At 39.9% G+C, this 21,749-nt stretch carries 17 protein-coding genes and 1 other RNA gene; 12 read left to right on the top strand and 6 right to left on the bottom strand.

What is annotated here, in order from left to right; genetic code table 11:
• Positions 1-66: 66 nt before the first annotated feature.
• A complete protein-coding gene (locus FTU06_RS09255; protein WP_180146209.1) occupies positions 67-1,002 on the top strand; it encodes a TIGR01777 family oxidoreductase in 936 nt (311 codons plus the stop codon).
• Between the two features lie 21 nt (positions 1,003-1,023).
• Here the strand turns inward: FTU06_RS09255 and thiO are convergent, their stop codons facing one another.
• On the bottom strand, positions 1,024-2,148 hold the full coding sequence (gene thiO / locus FTU06_RS09250) for a glycine oxidase ThiO (RefSeq protein WP_180146206.1): 1,125 nt from the start codon (positions 2,146-2,148) through the stop codon (positions 1,024-1,026).
• Positions 2,149-2,286: 138 nt separating this feature from the next.
• Positions 2,287-3,300 (bottom strand): porphobilinogen synthase, encoded by a 1,014-nt coding sequence (gene hemB / locus FTU06_RS09245; protein WP_078190017.1) that lies wholly within the window; start codon positions 3,298-3,300, stop codon positions 2,287-2,289.
• A gap of 107 nt (positions 3,301-3,407) precedes the next feature.
• Between hemB and FTU06_RS09240 the strand changes: the two genes are divergently transcribed.
• The 3 genes from FTU06_RS09240 to FTU06_RS09230 all read left to right on the top strand — a co-directional run bounded on the left by FTU06_RS09240 (position 3,408) and on the right by FTU06_RS09230 (position 6,852).
• On the top strand, positions 3,408-3,905 hold the full coding sequence (locus FTU06_RS09240) for a thioesterase family protein (RefSeq protein WP_180108025.1): 498 nt from the start codon (positions 3,408-3,410) through the stop codon (positions 3,903-3,905).
• Positions 3,906-4,167: 262 nt separating this feature from the next.
• Positions 4,168-5,319 (top strand): efflux RND transporter periplasmic adaptor subunit, encoded by a 1,152-nt coding sequence (locus FTU06_RS09235; RefSeq protein ID WP_180073200.1) that lies wholly within the window; start codon positions 4,168-4,170, stop codon positions 5,317-5,319.
• Positions 5,320-5,343: 24 nt separating this feature from the next.
• Positions 5,344-6,852 carry a DHA2 family efflux MFS transporter permease subunit gene (locus tag FTU06_RS09230; protein ID WP_373684701.1) on the top strand — a complete coding sequence of 503 codons (1,509 nt, stop codon included), beginning with the start codon at positions 5,344-5,346 and terminating at the stop codon, positions 6,850-6,852.
• 73 nt (positions 6,853-6,925) lie between these two features.
• Here the strand turns inward: FTU06_RS09230 and glpK are convergent, their stop codons facing one another.
• Complete coding sequence (glpK, locus tag FTU06_RS09225) at positions 6,926-8,410, bottom strand: glycerol kinase GlpK (protein ID WP_180146203.1); 1,485 nt, start codon at positions 8,408-8,410, stop codon at positions 6,926-6,928.
• A 128-nt stretch (positions 8,411-8,538) separates the two neighbouring features.
• Here glpK and ssrA point away from each other — a divergent pair.
• From ssrA to FTU06_RS09205, 4 genes are all read left to right on the top strand, one after another.
• Positions 8,539-8,898, top strand: a transfer-messenger RNA (tmRNA) gene (ssrA, locus tag FTU06_RS09220).
• 71 nt (positions 8,899-8,969) lie between these two features.
• Positions 8,970-10,538, top strand: a complete 1,569-nt coding sequence (locus tag FTU06_RS09215; protein WP_180146200.1) for a type I restriction-modification system subunit M — start codon at positions 8,970-8,972, stop codon at positions 10,536-10,538.
• Positions 10,538-11,746, top strand: coding sequence for a restriction endonuclease subunit S (locus FTU06_RS09210; protein WP_180146197.1), 1,209 nt, complete (start codon positions 10,538-10,540; stop codon positions 11,744-11,746). Before FTU06_RS09215 ends, FTU06_RS09210 begins: the two co-directional genes overlap by 1 nt.
• Positions 11,747-11,959: 213 nt before the next feature.
• Complete coding sequence (locus FTU06_RS09205; protein ID WP_180146194.1) at positions 11,960-14,923, top strand: type I restriction endonuclease subunit R; 2,964 nt, start codon at positions 11,960-11,962, stop codon at positions 14,921-14,923.
• 151 nt (positions 14,924-15,074) lie between these two features.
• On the opposite strand, the gene FTU06_RS09200 is transcribed toward FTU06_RS09205, so the two are convergent.
• Positions 15,075-15,269 (bottom strand): hypothetical protein, encoded by a 195-nt coding sequence (locus FTU06_RS09200; protein WP_180004283.1) that lies wholly within the window; start codon positions 15,267-15,269, stop codon positions 15,075-15,077.
• Between the two features lie 459 nt (positions 15,270-15,728).
• Here FTU06_RS09200 and sbmA point away from each other — a divergent pair, with 459 nt between their 5' ends.
• From sbmA to FTU06_RS09180, 4 genes are all read left to right on the top strand, one after another.
• Positions 15,729-16,925 carry a peptide antibiotic transporter SbmA gene (gene sbmA / locus FTU06_RS09195; protein ID WP_180146191.1) on the top strand — a complete coding sequence of 399 codons (1,197 nt, stop codon included), beginning with the start codon at positions 15,729-15,731 and terminating at the stop codon, positions 16,923-16,925.
• A gap of 465 nt (positions 16,926-17,390) precedes the next feature.
• Positions 17,391-18,362, top strand: a complete 972-nt coding sequence (locus tag FTU06_RS09190) for a hypothetical protein (RefSeq protein WP_180065305.1) — start codon at positions 17,391-17,393, stop codon at positions 18,360-18,362.
• Positions 18,363-18,458: 96 nt separating this feature from the next.
• Entirely contained in the window at positions 18,459-19,304 is an 846-nt protein-coding gene (locus tag FTU06_RS09185; RefSeq protein ID WP_180146188.1) for a hypothetical protein, read from the top strand.
• Positions 19,305-19,451: 147 nt separating this feature from the next.
• Positions 19,452-19,898: a hypothetical protein gene (locus FTU06_RS09180; RefSeq protein ID WP_257234368.1), complete on the top strand. Its 447-nt coding sequence runs from the start codon at positions 19,452-19,454 to the stop codon at positions 19,896-19,898.
• 109 nt (positions 19,899-20,007) lie between these two features.
• Here the strand turns inward: FTU06_RS09180 and FTU06_RS09175 are convergent, their stop codons facing one another.
• Positions 20,008-20,586: a DJ-1/PfpI family protein gene (locus FTU06_RS09175; protein WP_180146182.1), complete on the bottom strand. Its 579-nt coding sequence runs from the start codon at positions 20,584-20,586 to the stop codon at positions 20,008-20,010.
• Positions 20,587-20,949: 363 nt separating this feature from the next.
• A complete protein-coding gene (locus FTU06_RS09170) occupies positions 20,950-21,555 on the bottom strand; it encodes a hypothetical protein (RefSeq protein ID WP_180146179.1) in 606 nt (201 codons plus the stop codon).
• Positions 21,556-21,749 lie beyond the last annotated feature (194 nt).

The following is a 21,749-nucleotide window of genomic DNA, read 5'->3' as shown; positions in this document are numbered from 1 at the left end:
AGCTTGATCATCTGGTGATCTTGTTCTATAGATAACAGTATTATTTCATATAGATAAGAACAAATTATGCATCAGCCCACAGTACTGCTGACGGGTGGCAGCGGTTTTATTGGCACACATCTCATCAAGGCACTTTTAGCTGCGGATTATAAAGTGATTGGACTCAGTCGTAAGGCTGGGCGTATCTCTAAATCACCACATTTAACTTGGGTACAGCAGCTCGATCAAATTCCTCATGACAGAATTGATTATGTGATTAATCTTGCAGGTGAAAGTATCGGCAAAGGTCGCTGGACAGAGACGCGTAAACAGCAATTATTAGAAAGTCGGGTCAAAACCACAGAAGCGCTGTATCAATATTTACGTAAACGTAAAATTTTTCCGAAATGCATTATTTCAGGTTCGGCTGTTGGCTATTATGGTATTGATATTGAAGAACAATGGACAAAAGTGTGCGATGAAAATGCTGCACCACAAGCCATTTTTATGTCAGAGCTATGCCAAAGTTGGGAGCAAGTCACACGCCAATTTCCTGAACAAAATACCATTATCACACGACTAGGTGTGGTCTTGGCTGAAGGTGGCGGAATCTTACCGCAAATGCTGCGACCGATTCAGCTCAATTTGGTCAACAAAATAGGTTCCGGTCGGCAGCCTTTTGTGTGGATACATATACAAGATGTGATCCGAAGTATGCTGTTTTTAATGAAACAAGCAGAGAAAAAACATGCATTGCTTGAACCCACGCCAATCGATCCGCATATTTTTAATTTAGTTGCGCCTGAACAATCGACGCAGGCTCAATTTGCGCAGATTGCAGCACGTCAATTAGCCAAAAAGCCGTGGCTCAATGTGCCTGCAATTGTTTTTAAAATTTTATTGGGTGAGCAATCGCAATTAATTTTAAATGGTCAACTGGTTCAGCCAGCTGCTTTATTACAGCAAGGCTTTGAGTTTAAATTTCCGACGTTAAAAGAAGCCTTGCAGGATTTATTGGCTTAGTTGAATTTGACGGATTGACCATTATTCGACGCTTAACAATGCATCTTGAAACAGGCGAGTCGGACTATAGTGGTCTGCATTGAATGAAGGCGTTTCCCCAGTCATCAGTTCAGCCAATAACTGAGCTGAAGCAGGTCCCATACATAAACCATTTCTAAAATGCCCAAAATTTGCCCATAGATTGTCGAAATTTGGCATCTGCCCAATATACGGAATCCCTTCAGGGGAAGATGGACGCAGGCCAGCCCAAGATTTCACAATCGGAAAGTTGGCAAGCTCTGGCACCATGTCAAAGCATGATTCTTGAATATGCTGCAAGGTTGTATTTGTTGTCTGAGTATCAAAGCCACATTGGCGCATACTTGAGCCGCAAACCACATGACCGTCTTGGCGTGGAATTAAGTACATAACTTTATTCATGCACATGGTCGGCAACCAGTTCTGCGGGGTTTTAAAGAGAAGCATTTGTCCCTGTACGGGTTGTACGGGTATCTCAATGTCCAGTTGTTCACTCCATGCGGCTGACCAAGCGCCCGTGGCAATAACGAATTGATCTGCTGTATGTTGTGTACCATCTGCGGTGGTGATGGACTGGATACGATTGTCCGAACGGTTTAATTGGTGGATCGGGCAATGTTCATAAATCTGAACTTTGGGATGCTGCTGTAAATAAGCCGTTAATGACTGCAAAAGTCGTGGATTACGGATGTTGGCTAATTGTGAAAAATAAATGCCATGTGCAAAGCGTGCTGAAATGTGAGGATTAATCTGCTCAATTTGCTCGGATTGTAAATATTCCGCCTGTTGCATCGGGTCTTGATGCAAACGGGCATAATCTAAGCCGATTTCAAAATCATCTTCATCAAAAATCAACATGCCAGTTTCATGAATTTCAAAATCAATCCCAGTCATAGGTTTTAATTTTTCATTCCATTTTTGGTAGCTCTGCTTGCCATAACGTGCGAGCGCATTGACTTCATTGGGATATCGCCAAGGATACATCGGGGAGAGGATGCCACCACCGGCCCATGATGCAGCGGAACCTGTGCGTTGTTGGTCGAAAATCGTCACCGTACAACCGCGTTCAACCAGTTCTAATGCGCTGAGTAAACCACTAATACCCGCCCCAATAATGGCAATATTCATGTTCTTTTAACCGATGAATGTATGAGTTTGATCTTAACTTCAGCAACGCCGAAGTTTTTCTTCCAAGACTGTTTTTTAAATTTTACAGATATAAAAAAAGCCTTCCCGAACGTTACCATTTCAGGAAGGCTTTGCAGGTTATTTCATGTCTTTCAACATGAGTGCTGCATCTTCAGCAAAGTAAGTCCAGATCCCATCTGCACCTGCACGGCGGCAGCTCATAAGCGATTCGATAATCACGCTATCAGACAGCCAACCATTTTGAATGGCACCTGCCAACATGGCGTATTCGCCACTCACTTGATAGACAAATGTTGGAACACCGAAATTATCTTTGACTTCACGGACGATATCTAAATACGGCATACCCGGTTTTACAATCACCATGTCGGCGCCTTCTTGGATATCCAGTGCGATTTCATGTAGAGCTTCTGCACGGTTACCGATGTCCATTTGATAGTTATATTTATTGCCACCTTTGAGGTTGCTTGAAGAACCTACCGCATCACGGAATGGCCCGTAAAAGCTAGACGCATATTTTGCAGAATAAGCCATGATATTGGTATAGATATGGCCATTGGCTTCAAGCGCTTGGCGGATTGCGCCGATACGACCATCCATCATGTCACTTGGTGCAACCACATCTACACCTGCTTCTGCATGGCTGAGTGCTTGTTTAATTAAGCATTCAACAGTTTCATCATTTAACACATAGCCTGTGTCATCGATAATGCCATCCTGACCATGTGTGGTATATGGGTCGAGCGCACCATCACTGATTAAGACCATTTCAGGCAGTTCTTTTTTTAATAATCGGATGGTGCTTTGGACTAAGCCATCTTCACGCCAAGCTGCTTCAGCCGTTAAGCTTTTATCTTCCTGTGGGGTAACAGGGAATAATGCTAATTTTGAAACACCCAATTCGAGTAAACGTTCTGCCTTTTTTAGTAACAAGTCAGCAGATAGACGCTGTACGTTTGGCATGCTTGGAATGTCTTGAGTTTGTTGCTGGCCTGGCAACACAAATACTGGATAAATGAGATGATCAGTCGTCAGTTGAGTTTCACGCACCATGGCACGAAGCTGGTCATTTTTACGAATGCGACGCATGCGAGTGGCAGGAAAAGCTGGACGATTGAACGTATAGGTCATAACAATCTCATTGATCAGTATTAAACTTTGACTATTGTAGACGCATAATGAGGGTTTGGCGCACCCCGTATTATTTTTTTATTCAATGACAGCGATTCGAGTAGGCTATGACAGATGTAAATAAGAGTTGGACCGGTAATATTGACCTAAACTCGAAGAATGAAATCGATACTTTATTAAATAACATTGCTCAAGCATTTAACAGCTCCCCATTTTTTTTACACAATGCCATGAAAATGACGGTGATCGATGGTCAGATCGAAGCACGTGTGGACATGGCTAGTAATCTAATAGGAAATGTCGCATTCCAAATTTTACATGGTGGTGTTGCGGCAACTTTACTCGACAGTATCGGTGGTATTTCAGCGATGGCTGAATTGTATAAAAAGGCCACAGCTGAAGATCTAGCAGAAACAAGTAAAAAGGTATCTCGCTTAGCGACCGTCGATATGCGTGTGGATTATTTGGCGCCAGGACGTGGACAGTATTTCGTTGCACGAGCTGAAACCTTACGTTTAGGTCGTAAGGGCTGCACCATGCGTATGACCATGGTCAATGATGAAGGTAAAGCGATTGCAACAGCGATTGCATCGTATGCTTATTAAGCCATTTTTAAGTTAACACATTCAAAATGATGAAAAAATAAAGTCCAGCATTGGCAGCAGGGCATGATTTTATCCTGTTGCCGACGAAAAAAAGACTGACGAGTTACATTTTCTATTCTCAGGATATGATTTTTTAGCTTTAAAATGCCGGAAAATTGAAGAAGATAGACTTTCTCACGACACCATTATCTGACAGCAAAGTTGACATGCTTTGCAAAGCTCATGATGCCATGACCAAGTCTGCTAGATTTAGGACAAATCTATGACAGATACCGTTAGTAACCTGCCAGAAACCCCATCTACAGAGCAGCCCACCGATCAGGAATTAAAAGCACGCAGAAAAAAAGGCCTTGGTATAGTGGCTGTATTGATCGTGATTGCTTTGGTGATGTATTTGATTTGGTCAATATTTCTAAATCATTCCGTCAGTACCGATAATGCCTATGTCGGTGCAGAAACAGCGTCGATTACCTCGATGGTCACGGGGCAAGTGGCAGAGGTTTTGGTGAGTGATACGCAGCAAGTGAAAAAAGGCGATGTGCTTGTTCGCATTGATGCTCGTGATGCTGAAATTGCCTTAGCTCAGGCACAGGCTGAATTACTTAAAGCAAAACGCCAATACAAACAAACTGCGGCGAATAGTAGTTCTTTAAACTCACAAATCTTTGTCAGTGATGATGCAATTCATAGTGCAAGCGCACAAGTGGCCAAAGCACAAGCCGATCTGAATAAAGCACAAGATGAATTACAACGTCGTCAACAATTGGCTGCTTCAGGTGCGATTTCTAAAGAAGAATTAAGCACAGCGCAGAGTGCTGTGAATACCGCTAAAGCCAGTTTTGATGTGGCACAAGCAGGACTCGCTCAAGCCAAATCTAGTCAAAAAGCGGCACAAAGTAATAAAGCTGCAAATGATGCATTAATTCAAGACAGCAATGAAAATTCAACCCCAGATGTTTTAATTGCACAAGCACGTCTACAACAAGCTCAGTTGGACTTAGAACGTACACAAATTAAAGCACCCTTTGATGGTGTAGTGACACGTCGCAATATTCAAGTTGGGCAACGCATTGCACCGGGAACGTCATTAATGATGGTGGTGCCTGTCTCTCAGTTATATGTCGATGCCAACTTTAAAGAAAGCCAATTGGCAGGGGTGCAAGCGGGTCAAAAAGTTGAACTGACGTCTGATCTGTATGGTGACAAAGTTAAATTTAATGGCATAGTCACTGGTTTTTCTGGTGGTACAGGTTCAGCATTTGCCTTGATTCCTGCGCAAAATGCCACAGGGAACTGGATTAAAGTGGTTCAGCGTTTACCTGTGAGGATTCGTTTAGATCCAAAAGAGTTGGCAGAACATCCACTCCGTGTGGGGCTGTCTATGGAAGCGACGATTGACCTGAAATCGAAGTAATTGCCTATGAATCAGCAAATGCAAATGACTGACCTAAAAGGTGGTCGTCTGATTCTCGCTGCCTTGGTCTTGGCATTGGCGAACTTTATGGTTGTGCTCGACATGACCATTGCCAATGTATCTGTGCCGCATATTACCGGTAGCCTTGCAGTATCGGCATCCCAAGGGACATGGGTCATTACCTCCTATGCTGTGGCAGAAGCGATTTGTGTGCCATTAACCGGTTGGCTCGCTGGACGCTTTGGTTCTGTACGGGTTTTTGTGATCAGCCTGTTTGGCTTTACAGTATTTTCGATACTGTGTGGTTTATCGACCAGTTTGGAAATGTTGGTGTTTTGCCGAATTGGGCAAGGCTTGTTTGGTGGCCCGATTATGCCACTGAGCCAAACGTTGTTAATGCGCATTTTCCCTCCTGAAAAGCAATCCCAAGCCATGGGGATGTGGGCAATGACTACCGTCGTTGGTCCCATTTTAGGTCCAATTTTGGGTGGTACGATCAGTGATAATTTATCTTGGCATTGGATTTTCTTTATCAATATTCCTGTCGGGATCGGTTGTGCTATCGCAGCGATGCGCTTACTGAAAACGGCTGAAACTCCAACGCAGAAATTGAAAATAGACCGCGGTGGCTTACTGCTGTTGGTGTTGTGGATCGGTGCCTTGCAATTGATGTTGGACTTAGGCCATGAGCGAGATTGGTTTAATAATCCATTTATCGTGGTGTTGGCACTGACGGCATTTGTCGGGTTGATCGTTTTCACGATTTGGGAGTTGACTGAACGGCATCCAGTGGTGAATATACTGCTGTTTAAGTACCGAAGTTTTACCATTTCGGTCTTGGCTTTGGCCTTTGGTTTTGGTGCCTTCTTCGGCAGTATTGTCCTGATTCCGCAGTGGTTACAGATAAACTTGGGCTATACCGCAACGTGGGCAGGCTATCTCACCGCAACGATGGGCGTCGGTAGTCTGACCATGTCGCCAATTGTTGCGAAGCTTGCAACCAAATACGACCAACGTGCTTTGGCGAGTTTTGGTTTAAGTATCTTGGGCGGAGTAACCCTTATGCGCGCCTTTTGGACCACGGATGCGGACTTTATGGCTTTGGCTTTACCGCAAATATTACAAGGTTTTGCCGTGCCATTTTTCTTCATTCCCTTGTCAAATATGGCCTTAGCATCTGTACTGCCACAAGACATGGCATCTGCAGCAGGTTTGATGAACTTCTTAAGAACCATGGCAGGGGCAATTGGAGCCTCGATTGCAGTAACCATTTGGGATGATCACACCAAAGTCGCACGCAGTGAAATGGTCAGTAATTTACATGTTACTGAGGTACAAAACACCTTGGTGAATAATGGAATGAGCTCAGAAGCTGCTTTGGGATATATCTCCAGTTTGGTGGATAAAGAAGCCTTAACGCTTTCAGCCAATCATGTGTTTTTAGTCTTGGCGGGTGTCTTTATATTCGCTGCACTGATCATTTGGCTCTGTCCGCGACCTAAAGCAGGTGTGGGTGGTGGTCATGCACATTAAATATTATCAAGTATAAAAAAACCGCTCAAATGAGCGGTTTTTTTTTATTGCATACGGTGTTGATTGAAAAAAATTAAAGGTCCGAGCGCGCCCGTTTGAGTGCAGACTGCCACTGAGCCAAATGAAATTCACGTTGATCAGCATTCATTTTTGGTTCAAAAGCACGTTCTAATTGCCATGATGCAGCAATTTCATCAAGATTTGAAAACACACCCGCTTTGAGTCCGGCCATTGCGGCAGCGCCCCATGCTGTTGATTCTAAAAGTTTAGGACGCAGTACAGGCACATTTAAAATATCGGCCTGAAATTGCATCAGCATATCATTGCTACTGGCACCGCCATCGACCCTGAGTTCTTTAAGTGGACTAGACAGGTCTGACTGCATGGCGGTCAATACATCCGACACTTGAAAGGCAATGGCCTCTAAGGCGGCACGAGCTATGTGGGATTTATTTGTACCACGTGACATTCCACAGAGGAGGGCACGGGCATCACTATCCCAATGCGGAGCGCCTAGCCCAGTAAAGGCAGGAACCAAAACCACGCCATCGGTATGCTCCACTTGGCACGCGAGTTTTTCAACATCACTGCTTTTTTGAATAATCCCTAAACCGTCTCTTAGCCATTGCACGATTGCGCCAGCCATAAATACACTGCCTTCTAGTGCATAATGGGTTTGACCTTGAGCTTGCCATGCAAGTGTCGAGAGTAATTTATTGTGGCTATATTGAACTTCAGTGCCGGTGTTAAAGAGCATGAAACAGCCGGTACCATAGGTATTTTTTGCTGTTCCTGCGTCAAAGCATGATTGTCCAAATAACGCAGATTGCTGATCACCTAAAATGCCGGTAATGGGAATGTTTGCGCCAAGTAAACCTGTCGCGGTATCTGCAATATATTCATCTGAACTGATGATTTTAGGAAGAACCGAAAGGGGAATATCGAATAATTCTAAGAGTTCTTCATCCCATGCTTGTTGCTGCAAGTTCATTAGCATGGTTCGTGAGGCGTTGCTGGCTTCAATCACATGCTCTGCACCTTGCGTCAGATTCCACACCAACCAACTATCAATTGTGCCGAAAGCCACATGACCTTGCTCAGCGAGTTCACGTAGACCTTGAGTGTGTTCTAATAACCAGACCAATTTCCCAGCACTAAAATAGGGGTCGATACGTAAACCGGTCTTTTTGTGAATGAGGTCATTGAGGTTTTGTTGAGTTAGTTGCCCACACCACTCGGTTGCACGGCGGTCTTGCCAGACAATTGCAGGAGCGAGCGGTTGACCTGTGCGTTTATCCCAAACCACAGTGGTTTCACGCTGATTGGTCAGGCCAATGGCTTTAATGTCTTTGGCGAGGATACGGGCAGAAGCGAGCGCTTGCTGTACGACGGCAATTTGGGTACTCCAAATTTCCTGAGCATCTTGCTCCACCCAACCCGAATGTGGGGTTTGAATATGGGTTTCCCGTTGAGCTGTAGCTTGAACTTGTCCATGTTCGTTAAAAATGATCGCACGACTTGAAGTCGTTCCTTGATCGAGTGCCAATAAATAGCTCATATATTTTTCTTTTGCGGTCTTGAAAAATAAAATATTAACGCAATTATGTAATTAAGCGCAGATCAATGTGTAATTGTTTCAAAATTGCATCGCAATTTTTTGCAGTTATGCTATGATGACGCTACTTTGGGGATGTTTCTGGCTTCGACGCTGGTGATGAAACTCATAGATGCATGTCGAGAGCGCATTTTCTCTCGTAAATCAAATTTGCATATTTTAGTCGCAAACGACGAAACTTACGCTCTAGCTGCCTAAGGGCAGCTTGTCCGCATCCCTGAATACTTGTGGTTAGGGGTCCCGACTGAAGCGAACGCACACAAGTCCGTATAAGATCAAGCCTTGGGGTCTTATACTAAATCTTAAAGGATCGCGATTTGTACCCTGTTCGTCGGGTCACAAAGAGCTAAATCAATAGACGATATCTAAGCATGTAGTATTCTCGAGCGTAGTGCTGGCGGACGCGGGTTCAACTCCCGCCATCTCCACCAAAATTCTAAAAAGTCGAACCTTCGGGTTCGGCTTTTTTTATGATTAATTAAAAACATTTTTTGGTACAACAATGACTCAAGTCCAGCTTCAAGAACTGCAAAAACAACTCTGGAATATTGCCAATACTTTGCGCGGTAAAATGGGGGCAGATGAATTCCGTGATTACATTTTGGGCTTGATCTTCTACAAATATTTGTCTGAAAAAATTCAAAATAATGCCAACGACATTTTGGCGCCTGATCAAATTAAGTTTGCAGAATTGGTCGAAGATACTGAAATTAATCAAGCATATTTGAGTGCTGTGCGTGAAGAATGTCTTGCGAGTATGGGCTACTTCTTAGCACCACAAGAATTGTTCCATAGTATGGCAACATTGGCTCGAGCAAAAAAATACATTTTGGATGATGTAATTAAAACCCTTAAGGCAATTGAGCAAAGTACGCTGCGTACAGATGCGGCAGATGATTTTTCGCATTTGTTTGAAGACATGGATTTAAGTTCGACTAAGTTGGGAAATACGCCTGATGACCGCAATGAGCTGATTAGCCGTGTAATCGTACATTTAGACGATATTAATTTTGATCTGTCGAATACTGAGTCTGATATTTTAGGCGATGCTTATGAATTCTTAATTGGTGAATTTGCTTCAGGTGCTGGTAAAAAAGCAGGTGAGTTTTATACACCGCAAATGGTTTCTACTTTGCTTGCAAAACTTGTCACCTTAGGTAAAGAACGTCTACGCAGTGTATATGACCCGACTTGTGGTTCAGGATCTTTATTGCTACGTGTAAAGCGTGAAGTCGGCGATGTGGATGCGATTTACGGTCAAGAAATGAATCGTACGACCTATAACTTGGCACGTATGAACATGATTTTGCATGATGTGCATTATTCAAAGTTTGAAATTAAGCAGGAAGATACTTTAAAACGTCCACAGCATATGGAATTGAAATTTGATGCGATTGTAGCGAATCCACCATTTTCGGCAAAGTGGTCTGCGAGTGAGTCATACTTAAGCGATCCGCGTTTCCGTGATTTTGGCAAATTAGCTCCAAGTTCTAAGGCCGATATGGCGTTTTTACAGCACATGCTTTATCAGTTAGATGAAAATGGGACTTTGGCGATTGTACTGCCGCATGGGGTTTTGTTCCGTGGTTCGAGTGAAGGGCATATTCGTAAGCATCTAATTGAAAAGTTAAATGTGATTGATACGATTATTGGTTTGCCTGCCAATATTTTCTATGGCACGACTATTCCGACTTGTGTGTTGGTGTTGAAGAAAAACCGTGAGCATAGCGACAATATTTTATTTATTGATGCGAGCAACGAGTTTGATAAGCAAAAGAATCAAAACAAGCTCTTGCCTGAGCATTTAGATAATATTGTTGGTGCATTTGAAAACCGTCAAAATATTGAAAAATATGCATACGTAGCGAGTCTGCAAGAAGTTGCTGACAATGATTACAATTTGAATATTCCGCGTTATGTGGATACTTTTGAAGCCGAAGCTGAAATTGATTTAGATGCAATAGCGAAACAGCTTCAAGCCTTAGAGGTTGAAAGTCTAAAAACTGATGCAGAAATTTCTAAGTTTTGTGCAGAACTCGGCATTGATTCACCTTTTGCGGAGGTGAAGTAATGGCTTCGCCTAAGTTACGGTTTAAAGAGTTTGAAGCGGATTGGTTTATATTACCTTTAAAAAAACTCTGTAAAATTAATCAAGGATTGCAAATTGCGATTGAAGATCGTTTTCTAGAAAATGGTGAAAATAGATTTTTTTATATTACAAATGAATTTCTCAGAGAGAGTGCTAAAAAAAGTTATTTTATTGAGAATCCACCTATCTCAGTAAGATGTAAATCAGACGATATTTTGATGACTAGAACAGGAAATACTGGTCAAGTAGTTACAAATGTCGAAGGTGCGTTTCATAATAACTTTTTTAAAATCGATTTTGACAGAAGGCAGGTTGATAAAAACTTCTTTGTTGAATTTTTAAGAAAAAATACGACTCAGCATTTGATTCTGAAATATGCAGGGGCGTCGACGATCCCTGATCTTAATCACTCAGATTTTTATCGTATTCAGATGCCGATAACATCAATAGACGAACAAACCCAAATCGCTTCTTTTCTTTCCGCTGTGGATGAAAAGATTAACCTACTAACTCAGAAATATGAACTACTGAGCCAATATAAACAGGGCATGATGCAAAAACTGTTTAGCCAGCAGATTCGTTTTAAAGCGGATGATGGGAAGGAGTTTGGGGAGTGGGAAGAGAAATTTTTGAAAGAGTTTTTTCCTAAAATTAGAAATGGTTTTGTCGGTGTGGCAACTCCTTATTATGTGGAATCTGGAGTTAAATATCTTCAAGGTAAGAACATCAAAAATGGAAAAATTGATGCCACAGGACTTATCTATATCAACAATGAATTTCATCAAAAAAAGACAAATTCAATATTGCATACTAATGACATTTTGATGGTTCAAAGTGGCCATGTTGGAGAGTGTGCTGTTGTTACCGATGAGTATAAAAATGGAAATTGTCATGCACTTTTGGTTCTAACACCTAAATCCTCTCAAATAGTGAATTCTGAATTTGTTGTATATTACTTTTACTCAGAGTTTGGAAAGAAAAAAATTACCCTAATCAAAACAGGTAATACAATTGAACATATTTTAGCTTCAGATATTAAAGAAGTTTCTATGTTATTTCCATGTATTGAGGAACAAACCAAAATCGCTAATTTCCTATCAGCCATTGATCAAAAAATTGAAGTCGTTGCACTGCAAATTGAACAAGCTAAACAGTGGAAAAAAGGCTTGTTACAGCAAATGTTTGTGTGATTGTTATATGGTTTTATAAAATTCCTGCATTTATTCAAATGCGGGAATTTTTTTATTTAAGAAAGTACTGAAAGATTCCTAAAAGAAAAAACAGTGATCTGTATCATCAGTTTAGATGTTTATTTGATGAATTTAAAAGATTGAAAAATATAATAAATCTATTAGAATCAAAAGATATACATACCAATAGTTAAAAACTGAGCAGTATTATAAATGTCGACCCAAAAAGAACTTGAACTCGAAAACCAATTTATAGCGCACTTAACAACTTTAGGGTACGAACGTGTTCAGTACAGAAACGAAACAGCTTTACTCCTAAACTTAAAAAATCAAATAGAGAAATTTAACGCACTGACTGCACCACTCACACATGAGCAATGGGAACAGGTGTGGAATTACCTGAGCAGTGAACATACGATTTTCGGCAAAGCCAAACTATTGCGTGGTTCATACCAGCTTAAACATGATGACGGTACGACCCAAACACTGCGATTTTTAAGTGATGATGCAGAAAAAAATATTTTTCAAGTGACTAACCAAGTGACGGTTCAATACGGTGAGAGCGGTACAGAAACCAGCCGTTTTGATGTCACGCTATTGATCAACGGCTTTCCGTTGGTACAAGTTGAACTTAAGCGTAGTGGCGTAGAAATCGCACAAGCGTTTCACCAAGTGCATAACTACAGTAAAGACGCCTATACATCTGGAAAAGGTTTGTTTGGATACATACAGCTGTTTGTCATTAGCAACAGCGTAAATTGCTTATATTATTCACATGGCACACCATTGTTTGATTTCACATTTCCGTGGGCCGATGAAAACAACAAAGCAATTAATGACTTGAGTAAATTTACCGAAGCATTTTTAAACGCACCACATATTACGAAAATGATCAGTAAATACATCGTTCAGCATCAAACAAATGAATGCTTAATGGTGCTACGACCTTATCAAGTCTATGCAGTTGAAAACATGATTCAGCATGTGAAAACCTCAACCGATCATGCCTATATTTGGCATACAACGGGTTCGGGTAAAACACTCACGGCATTTAAAGCCAGTGAAATCATGCGTCAGTTGCCAGAAATAGAAAAAGTTATCTTTGTCGTGGACCGAAAAGACCTAGATAATCAAACCACTAAAGAGTTCAATGCCTTTGTTCCCGACTGCGTAGACCAAACGACCAACACCAAAACATTGGTCGAACAGCTCATCGGTAAACGGCTGAACTCACGAAAAAATGAAAGCAATTTACTTACAGATAAATTGGTCGTGACGACCATTCAAAAGCTGAATAACGCAATTACACTCCCTAAATTCAGAGAATTGATCGCTGATTTGGCAGATAAAAAAGTCGTATTTATTTTTGATGAATGCCACCGCAGTCAATTTGGTGATACTCACCAAAATATCAAACGCTTCTTTAAACAGGCGCAAATGTTCGGTTTTACAGGCACGCCTATTTTTCCTGTGAACTGTCAAAGCATTGGTGGCGTGAAATACACCACAGAATATCTATTCCCTAAACGATTGCATAAATATGTGATTGTCGATGCGATAGCAGATAAAAATGTTTTACCATTTCAAATTGATTACGTAGGACAATTTACCGCTCATCAGGTGAATGCAGGTGATGAAAAAATACAAGGCATCGATACTAAAGAACTGTATGACAACCCTGAGCGCTTAGAAAAAATTGTACGTTATATTTTAAAAAATCATGACAAAAAAACGGCAAAACGCGAATTTTGTTCAATGTTTTGTGTCAGCTCAGTAGATGTCCTGCTTCAATATTATGCAATATTTGCCAAAGTCCAAGCAGAGTTGGTTGCAGAAGCGGACAAGAAGGAAGAAATTTATACCCCTTTAGTGATTGGTACGATTTTTTCTTTTGGAGCGCAGGACACGACAAACGACGCCAATGACTCCACAACAGGTACGATTTCTGAAGAAGAACTAGAACAGCCGAGTCAAGTTGATATGGGGCGTAAAGCACAACTTGAACGGATCATTGCAGAATTCAATACACGCCATCTGACTAGCTATAACTGCGACGAAGGATTTTATGAATATTATAAAAATCTAGGTGATCGAGTTAAGTACTTCAAAGTACCTAAACCACCTAAAGAAGTTGGGGAGCTTAAAGGGCCACCAATTGATTTGCTGTTGGTGGTGAATATGTTCCTGACAGGTTTTGACTCATTGCCACTTAATACGATTTATGTCGACAAGAACTTAAAATATCACGGTTTAATTCAGGCTTTTTCGCGTACAAACCGTATTTATAAGCCAACAAAAGCTTTTGGCAATGTCGTGTGTTTTAGAAATTTAAAGCAGGCAACAGATAAAGCTCTTTCTACTTTTGCAGACGACCAAAATTTTGAGCAAGTGATTGTGCCACCGTTGGATCAACAATTAGCAGAATTTAATAAGTGTGTTAGTGAATTAAGAAAAATAACACCTGAGTGTCAGTCAGTAGATGATCTAAAACTCGAAAGTCAGCAGTTGCAGTTTATTCAAGCTTTTCGTGATGTGATTCGTCTACATTCACAACTGAAAATGTATACAGACTTTGATGTTGATAACGCAGTTATAGTGCCGCAAGAACTTGAAGACTATAAATCTAAATATAAAGATTTATATGACAGAATAAATAAAGGTACAGCAGTTGAAAAAGATTCAGTGCTACGTGACGTGAATTTTGCTTTAGATTTTATTATTAGTGATTATGTAAATCAGGATTATATTTATACATTATTAAATATGATTGCTGCTGCGCCACCGTCCTCGATTCAAAGAGCGAAACAGCAGCAACAACTCCAATCTTTACTCAGTAATGACCGAAAAATGTATAAAAAAATGGATTTGATTCAGAAATTTATTGATGAACAAATACCACGAATGCTGAATGGCCAAAGTGTTCAAGATGCATTTAAGCAGTTTTGGGATGCAGAAAAACAGCAAGCCTATGATGTCTTTTGTAAAGATGAAAATCTTGTGATTGATGAATTTAAAAAAGTGGTTCAACGATTTGATTTTACTGAACGTTTTCCGCACGCACATGAAATTCGTCCATTGCCAAAAAACAAGCCTTCAGCACTGGTGAGTAAAGTCTATTTTGAGGGATTGCATCAGAAAACCAATGCGATTTTAGAAAAATATGATTTACGGATTTAAACGTTAAGCTAAGTTATGAAAAATATTTGCTTAAAAGGAGGATTCTTTTTTTATGGAATTTAAGAACCTTATCCTGTTTATTCAATAATTGTATGATTAAATTTCTTAGAATAAATATGATTTAAAAACAAATCACAAAGTGAGGCGAAAATTAAATTTCGCGCCAAACTTCATTCTTATCTTTCAATGAAATCACAAAGTTAAATTTGTCATCATTACTTACCAAAAGGCCTTCTGGCGTTTGCATAATCACTTTTAGAACGGTACCAGTTTCAAAAACCAAAGGACTGCAATTTTCTTTATTTAATGTAATTGGTTTGAGTAATTCAACAATTGCACTTTCCATTTTACTTCCCCAAGCATAGGTTGTTAATTGAACTTAGCATATTATTGGTGAAGAAACATGTTTTGTAAATGACGTGAGCTACATCGCAGAAAATATTTTAGAGAATTCCATAACTTAAGTTTAAATAATGGTTAAATAAATTATGGTTTTTTAATCTATTGATATCAAAAATAATTTTAAAATATGACAATCTTTTTAACTGTAATTATATGTCCTAAGATGCGTCTTTTGTTCCACAAACAATGACCAGATCATCAAAAGGGCATGATTAATAATGAATTTAAGGTGAACTTCAGTTTTCATGCTTAAGCTAACAGAATGATGTGTCGTCTTGTATTTGATTGTTAAATTTCAGATTAAACAGCGTTAAATATTCAATCTGAACAAGAAAATTAATGAAATAAAACTTATCATCAGCAACTCAAACTAAAAACAAAGATTCAGGGAAATGTAGGACTAATGTTTAAATCTTTTTTTCCAAATCCAAAATGGTTTTTTGGATCATTCCTTATATGGTTCATAATTAATATCGCCTTATGGTATAGCGGTGGTCATAGTTGGGGGACGATGTTCGGTTTACCTGCAAATTATCATCAAGCAGAATTGCCTATTGGTATTAGCCGATTTTGGAGCCCCAAATTTTTATGGTTCTATGCTTGGTTTTTTGTAGCAACGGCGCTTTTTGCAGCCTTTTGGAAGATTAAATCAGATAATCCTTGGCAGCGATGGTCAGTGTGGGGAACCGCACTTATTCTATTTAATGTTTGGTTTAGTGTGGAATGTAATGTCGTGATCAATGCTTGGTATAACCCATTCTATGACCTGATCCAGAAAATGCTTTCAGGTGGTGGGGGCGAAGTGACGATGCTATATTCTGAGATACTGACTTTTCTCTATGTGGCCATGGTGTATGTCACACTGGCTGTATTGAACCTGTTTTTCGTCAGTCATTATGTTTTTCGTTGGCGTACTGCAATGAATGACTTTTATACTGCGCATTGGGAAAAACTGAGAACCATCGAAGGTGCCTCACAGCGTATTCAAGAAGACACGATGCGCTTTGCAAAAACCACAGAAGGACTTGGGGTTAGCTTAGTTGAATCGGTGATGACCTTAATTGCATTTCTACCTGTGCTGCTAACTTTATCAACACATGTAAAGAAATTACCTGTCGTGGGGGAAATCGCCTATGCATTGGTTTGGGCGGCAGTCCTTTGGGCGGTTTTAGGGACGGTTATTTTAATGCTGGTGGGTTATAAACTACCGGGTTTGGAGTTTAATAATCAAAAAGTCGAAGCAGCATATCGTAAAGAATTAGTATATGGTGAAGATCATGCAGATCGAGCAGACCCTTTCACATTAAAAGAATTATTTACTAAAGTTCGTTTTAATTATTTTAGACTGTATTTCCACTACGCTTATTTCAACCTCGTTCGTATTTGGTATATGCAGCTTGATAATATTTATGGGTTCTTTGTATTGTTTCCAAGTATTGCAGCGGGAACAATCACGCTCGGTATATTAATGCAAATTTTAAATGTCTTTGGACGTGTACGTGATTCCTTTCAATACCTGATTTCCTCGTGGACAACTATTATCGAACTGATTTCTATTTATAAACGTTTAAGAGCATTTGAAGAAAAAATTAACAATTGAGTTTATAAATTTAAAAAAAACCTGTAATAAAATGCAGGTTTTTTTATGACTTTAATTTTAAGTTAATATATTTCAATAAAATCAATAGATTAATATTTTTAGATGAGCTGTTTTTTTACTCGATTCCATATTGTCGCTCGAATCATGGATAGGCCCAGCTTTATATTATTATTAATAATAGAGGCTTGTTCTGATGGCAGATTTGATAAGCACATAGCGATACATAAATGCTTGCGAAATAACCTAAAAGGGAACGATGATGACCGTTCACCAAGGATAAACAAATACACTTAAATAAAATGTGAAATTCATCAAATTAAAATTAACAACATATGCACACATCTCAAACGTGTACGATTTTAGTGATTAAATTTATAAAAATAATAAATAAAATCAAGATTATAAAATTGTGAAAGGCACTAAATTACGCTATTTTTTAAGGGTGAATTTTTTGAGATTTTTGCTGTGAATTTAAAGGCAATTTTATGGGTGGGGAGTATTGGATTTGCATTACATGGTTGTACAACCATGCAGAGTTTAAACCCAAATTCATTTAATCATTATGCATCACCACAAGAAGTGATTAATCAAAAAGGGCTAAATAGCTCAAATGGGAAGGCGAAAGAATACGTCTATGATTGGGGGCCACAAAAGAAAAATATGGAAGCAGAATCAGTTATACCCAAGCAAAATATGAGCAGTTACTGCCAAGCCAAAAATGGCAAATTTATTCAACTGAATAAAAGCAATTTGAACCAAGTCAAAAATGCATGGAGTCGTAAATTATTAGCGACCTATAGCAGTATAAAACAGGGCACAGGCGTATTTCAGTGTAGTCAGGCAGATGGACAACGCTGGATGGTTGCAATTGAACCCGTTTCCGAGCGTAAATCAAATGACCGTTCTGAAACCCGCTTAGTGAGTTTGTATACAGCAATCATCGGACCCGAAGAACGTCGCAAAAATTATAATAAACAAGAAGAAGCTGTTGCTAAAAAAGCCACATCAAGCAAAGCAAAACAAACGACAACAAAAAGCAATGCGAAAGATGAAACAAAAAAAGAAGTAGAGACAAAAAAAGAAACAAAAGCCAAAGAGCCTGAAAATAAACCTGTAGTGAAACCAGTTGCAGAAACATCTCAGCAGATACAAATGCGTTTATATGTGAATGCACGACGTGACTTAAATGCAGGAAAAAACCAAGTCACCGCTTGTAATAATGCACAGCGCGCTTATAGCTATGGCAAATTAAATGGTGCAAATGCCAATAGAGCCTATGCTGAATCAGGTATGCTCGTTGCAAAATGCTTAACCTCAGTGCCTGCATATAGCAAAAGTTATCCAAACGCCAATGCAAGAGCCAAAGGCATCCTACAAAACTTGGCGACTAACTATAATCACGCAGGGGCAAAAAATATGTTGAATCGTATGAAATAAACCTCAACAGGATAAAAGCCATTTGGGGAAATAGGCTTTTATCCTGATCCATTCATGTACTCAGACAAAGTTTTTACAAAATAATAAGGAAAAACCATGAGTTCAGTAAATGAAACTTATTTTAATGCACCATTATTTGACCGAGAATTCGCAGAAATTACAGTCAATATCGAGCAAACACCCTTCTTTTTGAATGATCGTGGGCATCCAACATATTTAGCATCACTTGGAGCAGGAATTCATTTAATTACCGAGTCACCAACCAATGCGAAAATGACGATGGGAAATCCCTACGCAGTTCCTTCCGAAATTTCGACGATAACTACCGATTGGGGCGAGCAAACTGAGCTTGATTTTGAAGAGCAACACTTCGAGTTTATGCCATTGGTGGCAAGCAAAGAAACCGCGGCAGCTTTTGGTATCACCTTAGTTCAGGCAGGTGAAGCGATTCAGATTCATTCAAATCAAAAACGACTGTCAGAGATTCATTATGAATACGGCATGATGGCAGGTCATTGTTTTGCCTATCTAGATGGCGGTAAGCCTGACTGTAGTGGAAAAAACTTATTTCCTTATGTGGCTACTGATTTAGAACATCATGACTTTCCGCATATTTTTAGCGCGACAGATCAGGATCATTTGCCTCTGGTCATCTCAGTAGGACGCTATTTTCCAAATCTAGGCAAGATTTACTTGGCAGATTTATGGGTCAATCCGGGGGATGCTTTATACATTCCTGCGAAACCCAAATATTCGAATCCCGAGTTTATTGACCTACATAACAACCGTAATGCAGCACTTGCCTGTTGGCGAGGTGACAGCAATAAATCGACGTTGACCACCCATAGTTTGCTTGATCCCCATGGATATTTTCACTGGTATTGGAATAGAAGGCCAACGATTCACCCTCTTATCTATGCACCGACTCGCAAAAATGAATAGTTGAGTTACATAGACCAAACAGCAAATACAGCACTTCATGATACAAAGGTGACACAAGTTTTGGGAGTTTGGTCTATGGCTTACGGTTTATCTAAAAAATTACATCTACGTTTTTCACGACCAACAGGTTTGGCTTTATTGACGCTCATGATGCTCGGAACGACTCAGGTGAGTTTGGCGAGTCCGACGGTCGATCAGCTCAGTCAATGTTTAGTGAAATCGACTACTGCGGCGGATAAAAAGGCGGTTTTACAATGGACCTTTTCTGCATTGGCAGCACATCCAGATTTAAAACAGTACAGTAATGTCAGTGATGCGCAAAAAACGCAACTCGATAAAAATTTGGCGCAGGTCATGCAACGAATCTTGGTTGAGCAATGTTCTACGCAAACGCAGGCTGTAATTCAAGCCGATGGTCTACAGGCTGTAGGCGAAAGTTTTCAAGAGCTTGGTAGTATCACAGGGGGTGAAATTTTAAAGACGCCTGCAATTAAACAACAATTGCAAGGCGTACTGCGTTATGTCGATTTGAATAAATTGGTGACCAAATTTTTAACCCCAGAAATTTGGAATAAGTTAGGTGTAGTTCGTTAATTTTATTTTGAGTAAATAAAAAAATGCTCCTTTTATACAAGGAGCATTTTTTATGGATTCACCCTAAATGGATGATGATCCAATGCGTTTTAGTTTGGTGACTCAAGCATTAAATGGTAATCGTCGCGCCTAATGCTTTAATAAATTGCGCCATCCACGCAGGGTGAGCAGGCCAAGCAGGAGCAGTAACTAAATGACCGTCGGTCACTGCATCCGTGACTGCAATATCTGCATACTGACCGCCAGCCAGTTTAACTTCGGCGGCACATGCAGGATAAGCGGAACATGTACGGCCTTTCAGTACATCGGCTGCTGCCAAAATTTGCGCACCATGACAAACCGCTGCAATCGGTTTTTTCGCTGCGTCAAATTCGCGTACGATTTCAATCACACGTGCATTCATACGTAAATATTCAGGTGCACGACCACCCGGAATCACTAAGCCGACATAGTTATCTGAGTTAACTGCATCAAAGTCATAGTTAATGGCAAAGTTATGACCGCGTTTTTCGCTATAGGTTTGTTCACCTTCAAAATCATGAATCGCTGTGGCAATGTTGTCACCGGCTTTTTTGTCAGGGCAAACGGCATGAACGGTATAACCAAGACCAACTAAAAATTGAAAAGGTACCATTGTTTCGTAGTCTTCAGCATAGTCGCCCACGAGCATAAGAATTTGTTTTGACATGATGTAACCCTCTGTTGAAATATGATTTATATCAATTTTTCATTTACCTTAGCATATTGGAATGACAGTTTTAAGCAGGCTGTAAATTCTTTAGTTGTATATTTTTATCTGGATTTATAAAAGTTATAGATGGTTATAGTTCAAATTATGATGAGTTTAGTAGGCTAGATGCTATCAATTATTAATGACTTTGGTGTTTTTCACATAGCTTTAAAAAGTTAAATATTTACCTCTCCCTTGTGCAGCAGTGCTGTTCATCTACTAAATGGAGAGGTAAGTAACAATCCATAACGGTATTAAATTAGCAATGGAAGCACCTTCTCCCACTGGGAGAAGGCGGGGGGTAGAGGGAAACTTAAAAAATTAAATCAGATCAGGATAAAATTTCTCAAATCCCTCATTCACCGCTTCACCTCGCAGCAAATAGCCTTTCGGTTGGATATAACTATAAATTTCCCGTGCGGGTTGTTCATGCCAGCCAATGTTAAAAGCACAGAGTTTTGGGAAAAATTGCAAATGGCTATAGTTTAGATGGTTATGAATCCAATAGGCGAGTTGTTGCCAATTGCTTTGGTCTTTTTCATAAAGTTTTAAAAATGATGGAATGACGATACATGCCGTTGCACCGTAGCCTTTTGCGTCAGGATAGTCCCAAATATGACTGGCAAAGTTTTTCTCATTGCTCGCGCAGTTGTGTCCTTTTTCATTGCCGATTTGGTTCACGCTTGGTGAACGGTACGCGGAACGAATGGCAATACGTCCAAACTTTTCTTGCAGTGGTTCAAGTAGCTCTTGGCAGAGTTCTGTACCTGTACGAATGGCGATGTCAGGATGATCGGGGTAGTTGGGTATGCCATACCAATTGGCGATTTCGCTATAAAGGAAATCACGCATAAAAAAGGACTTTGAAAGTTGCACACGTCCTAAGTCTTCGAGTTTGGCGATAGAAGATACTTTTTTGATGGTCATGTTGTTTTTGGTGTGAAGTATTGGTGTTGATTGTATGTTTAAAATTCTGAAAATTAAATATTTACCTCTCCCTAACCCTCTCCTAGAAGGAGAGGGAACTAAGTGTATCAATTGATTTTGTGATAGAGTCAGCCTTTTCTAAATGAAATAAGTCAGGAATTACACAGGAAAACGTTTTTTAGGCTTGCATCTTA

Source organism: Acinetobacter sp. YH12052 (genome assembly GCF_013419835.1).
Lineage (GTDB): Bacteria > Pseudomonadota > Gammaproteobacteria > Pseudomonadales > Moraxellaceae > Acinetobacter > Acinetobacter amyesii.
This window is presented reverse-complemented; position numbering and strand designations above follow the sequence as displayed.

What these genes read in the sequence shown, in the direction of transcription:
- FTU06_RS09255 (WP_180146209.1), top strand. Translation starts at nt 67, where the DNA reads ATGCATCAGCCCACAGTACTGCTGACGGGTGGCAGCGGTTTTATTGGC.
- FTU06_RS09230 (WP_373684701.1), top strand. Translation starts at nt 5,344, where the DNA reads ATGACTGACCTAAAAGGTGGTCGTCTGATTCTCGCTGCCTTGGTCTTG.
- FTU06_RS09235 (WP_180073200.1), top strand. Translation starts at nt 4,168, where the DNA reads ATGACAGATACCGTTAGTAACCTGCCAGAAACCCCATCTACAGAGCAG.
- glpK (WP_180146203.1), bottom strand. Translation starts at nt 8,410, where the DNA reads ATGAGCTATTTATTGGCACTCGATCAAGGAACGACTTCAAGTCGTGCG.
- FTU06_RS09215 (WP_180146200.1), top strand. Translation starts at nt 8,970, where the DNA reads ATGACTCAAGTCCAGCTTCAAGAACTGCAAAAACAACTCTGGAATATT.
- FTU06_RS09200 (WP_180004283.1), bottom strand. Translation starts at nt 15,269, where the DNA reads ATGGAAAGTGCAATTGTTGAATTACTCAAACCAATTACATTAAATAAA.
- FTU06_RS09210 (WP_180146197.1), top strand. Translation starts at nt 10,538, where the DNA reads ATGGCTTCGCCTAAGTTACGGTTTAAAGAGTTTGAAGCGGATTGGTTT.
- FTU06_RS09185 (WP_180146188.1), top strand. Translation starts at nt 18,459, where the DNA reads ATGAGTTCAGTAAATGAAACTTATTTTAATGCACCATTATTTGACCGA.
- sbmA (WP_180146191.1), top strand. Translation starts at nt 15,729, where the DNA reads ATGTTTAAATCTTTTTTTCCAAATCCAAAATGGTTTTTTGGATCATTC.
- FTU06_RS09175 (WP_180146182.1), bottom strand. Translation starts at nt 20,586, where the DNA reads ATGTCAAAACAAATTCTTATGCTCGTGGGCGACTATGCTGAAGACTAC.
- FTU06_RS09240 (WP_180108025.1), top strand. Translation starts at nt 3,408, where the DNA reads ATGACAGATGTAAATAAGAGTTGGACCGGTAATATTGACCTAAACTCG.
- FTU06_RS09205 (WP_180146194.1), top strand. Translation starts at nt 11,960, where the DNA reads ATGTCGACCCAAAAAGAACTTGAACTCGAAAACCAATTTATAGCGCAC.
- thiO (WP_180146206.1), bottom strand. Translation starts at nt 2,148, where the DNA reads ATGAATATTGCCATTATTGGGGCGGGTATTAGTGGTTTACTCAGCGCA.
- FTU06_RS09170 (WP_180146179.1), bottom strand. Translation starts at nt 21,555, where the DNA reads ATGACCATCAAAAAAGTATCTTCTATCGCCAAACTCGAAGACTTAGGA.
- hemB (WP_078190017.1), bottom strand. Translation starts at nt 3,300, where the DNA reads ATGACCTATACGTTCAATCGTCCAGCTTTTCCTGCCACTCGCATGCGT.
- FTU06_RS09180 (WP_257234368.1), top strand. Translation starts at nt 19,452, where the DNA reads ATGATGCTCGGAACGACTCAGGTGAGTTTGGCGAGTCCGACGGTCGAT.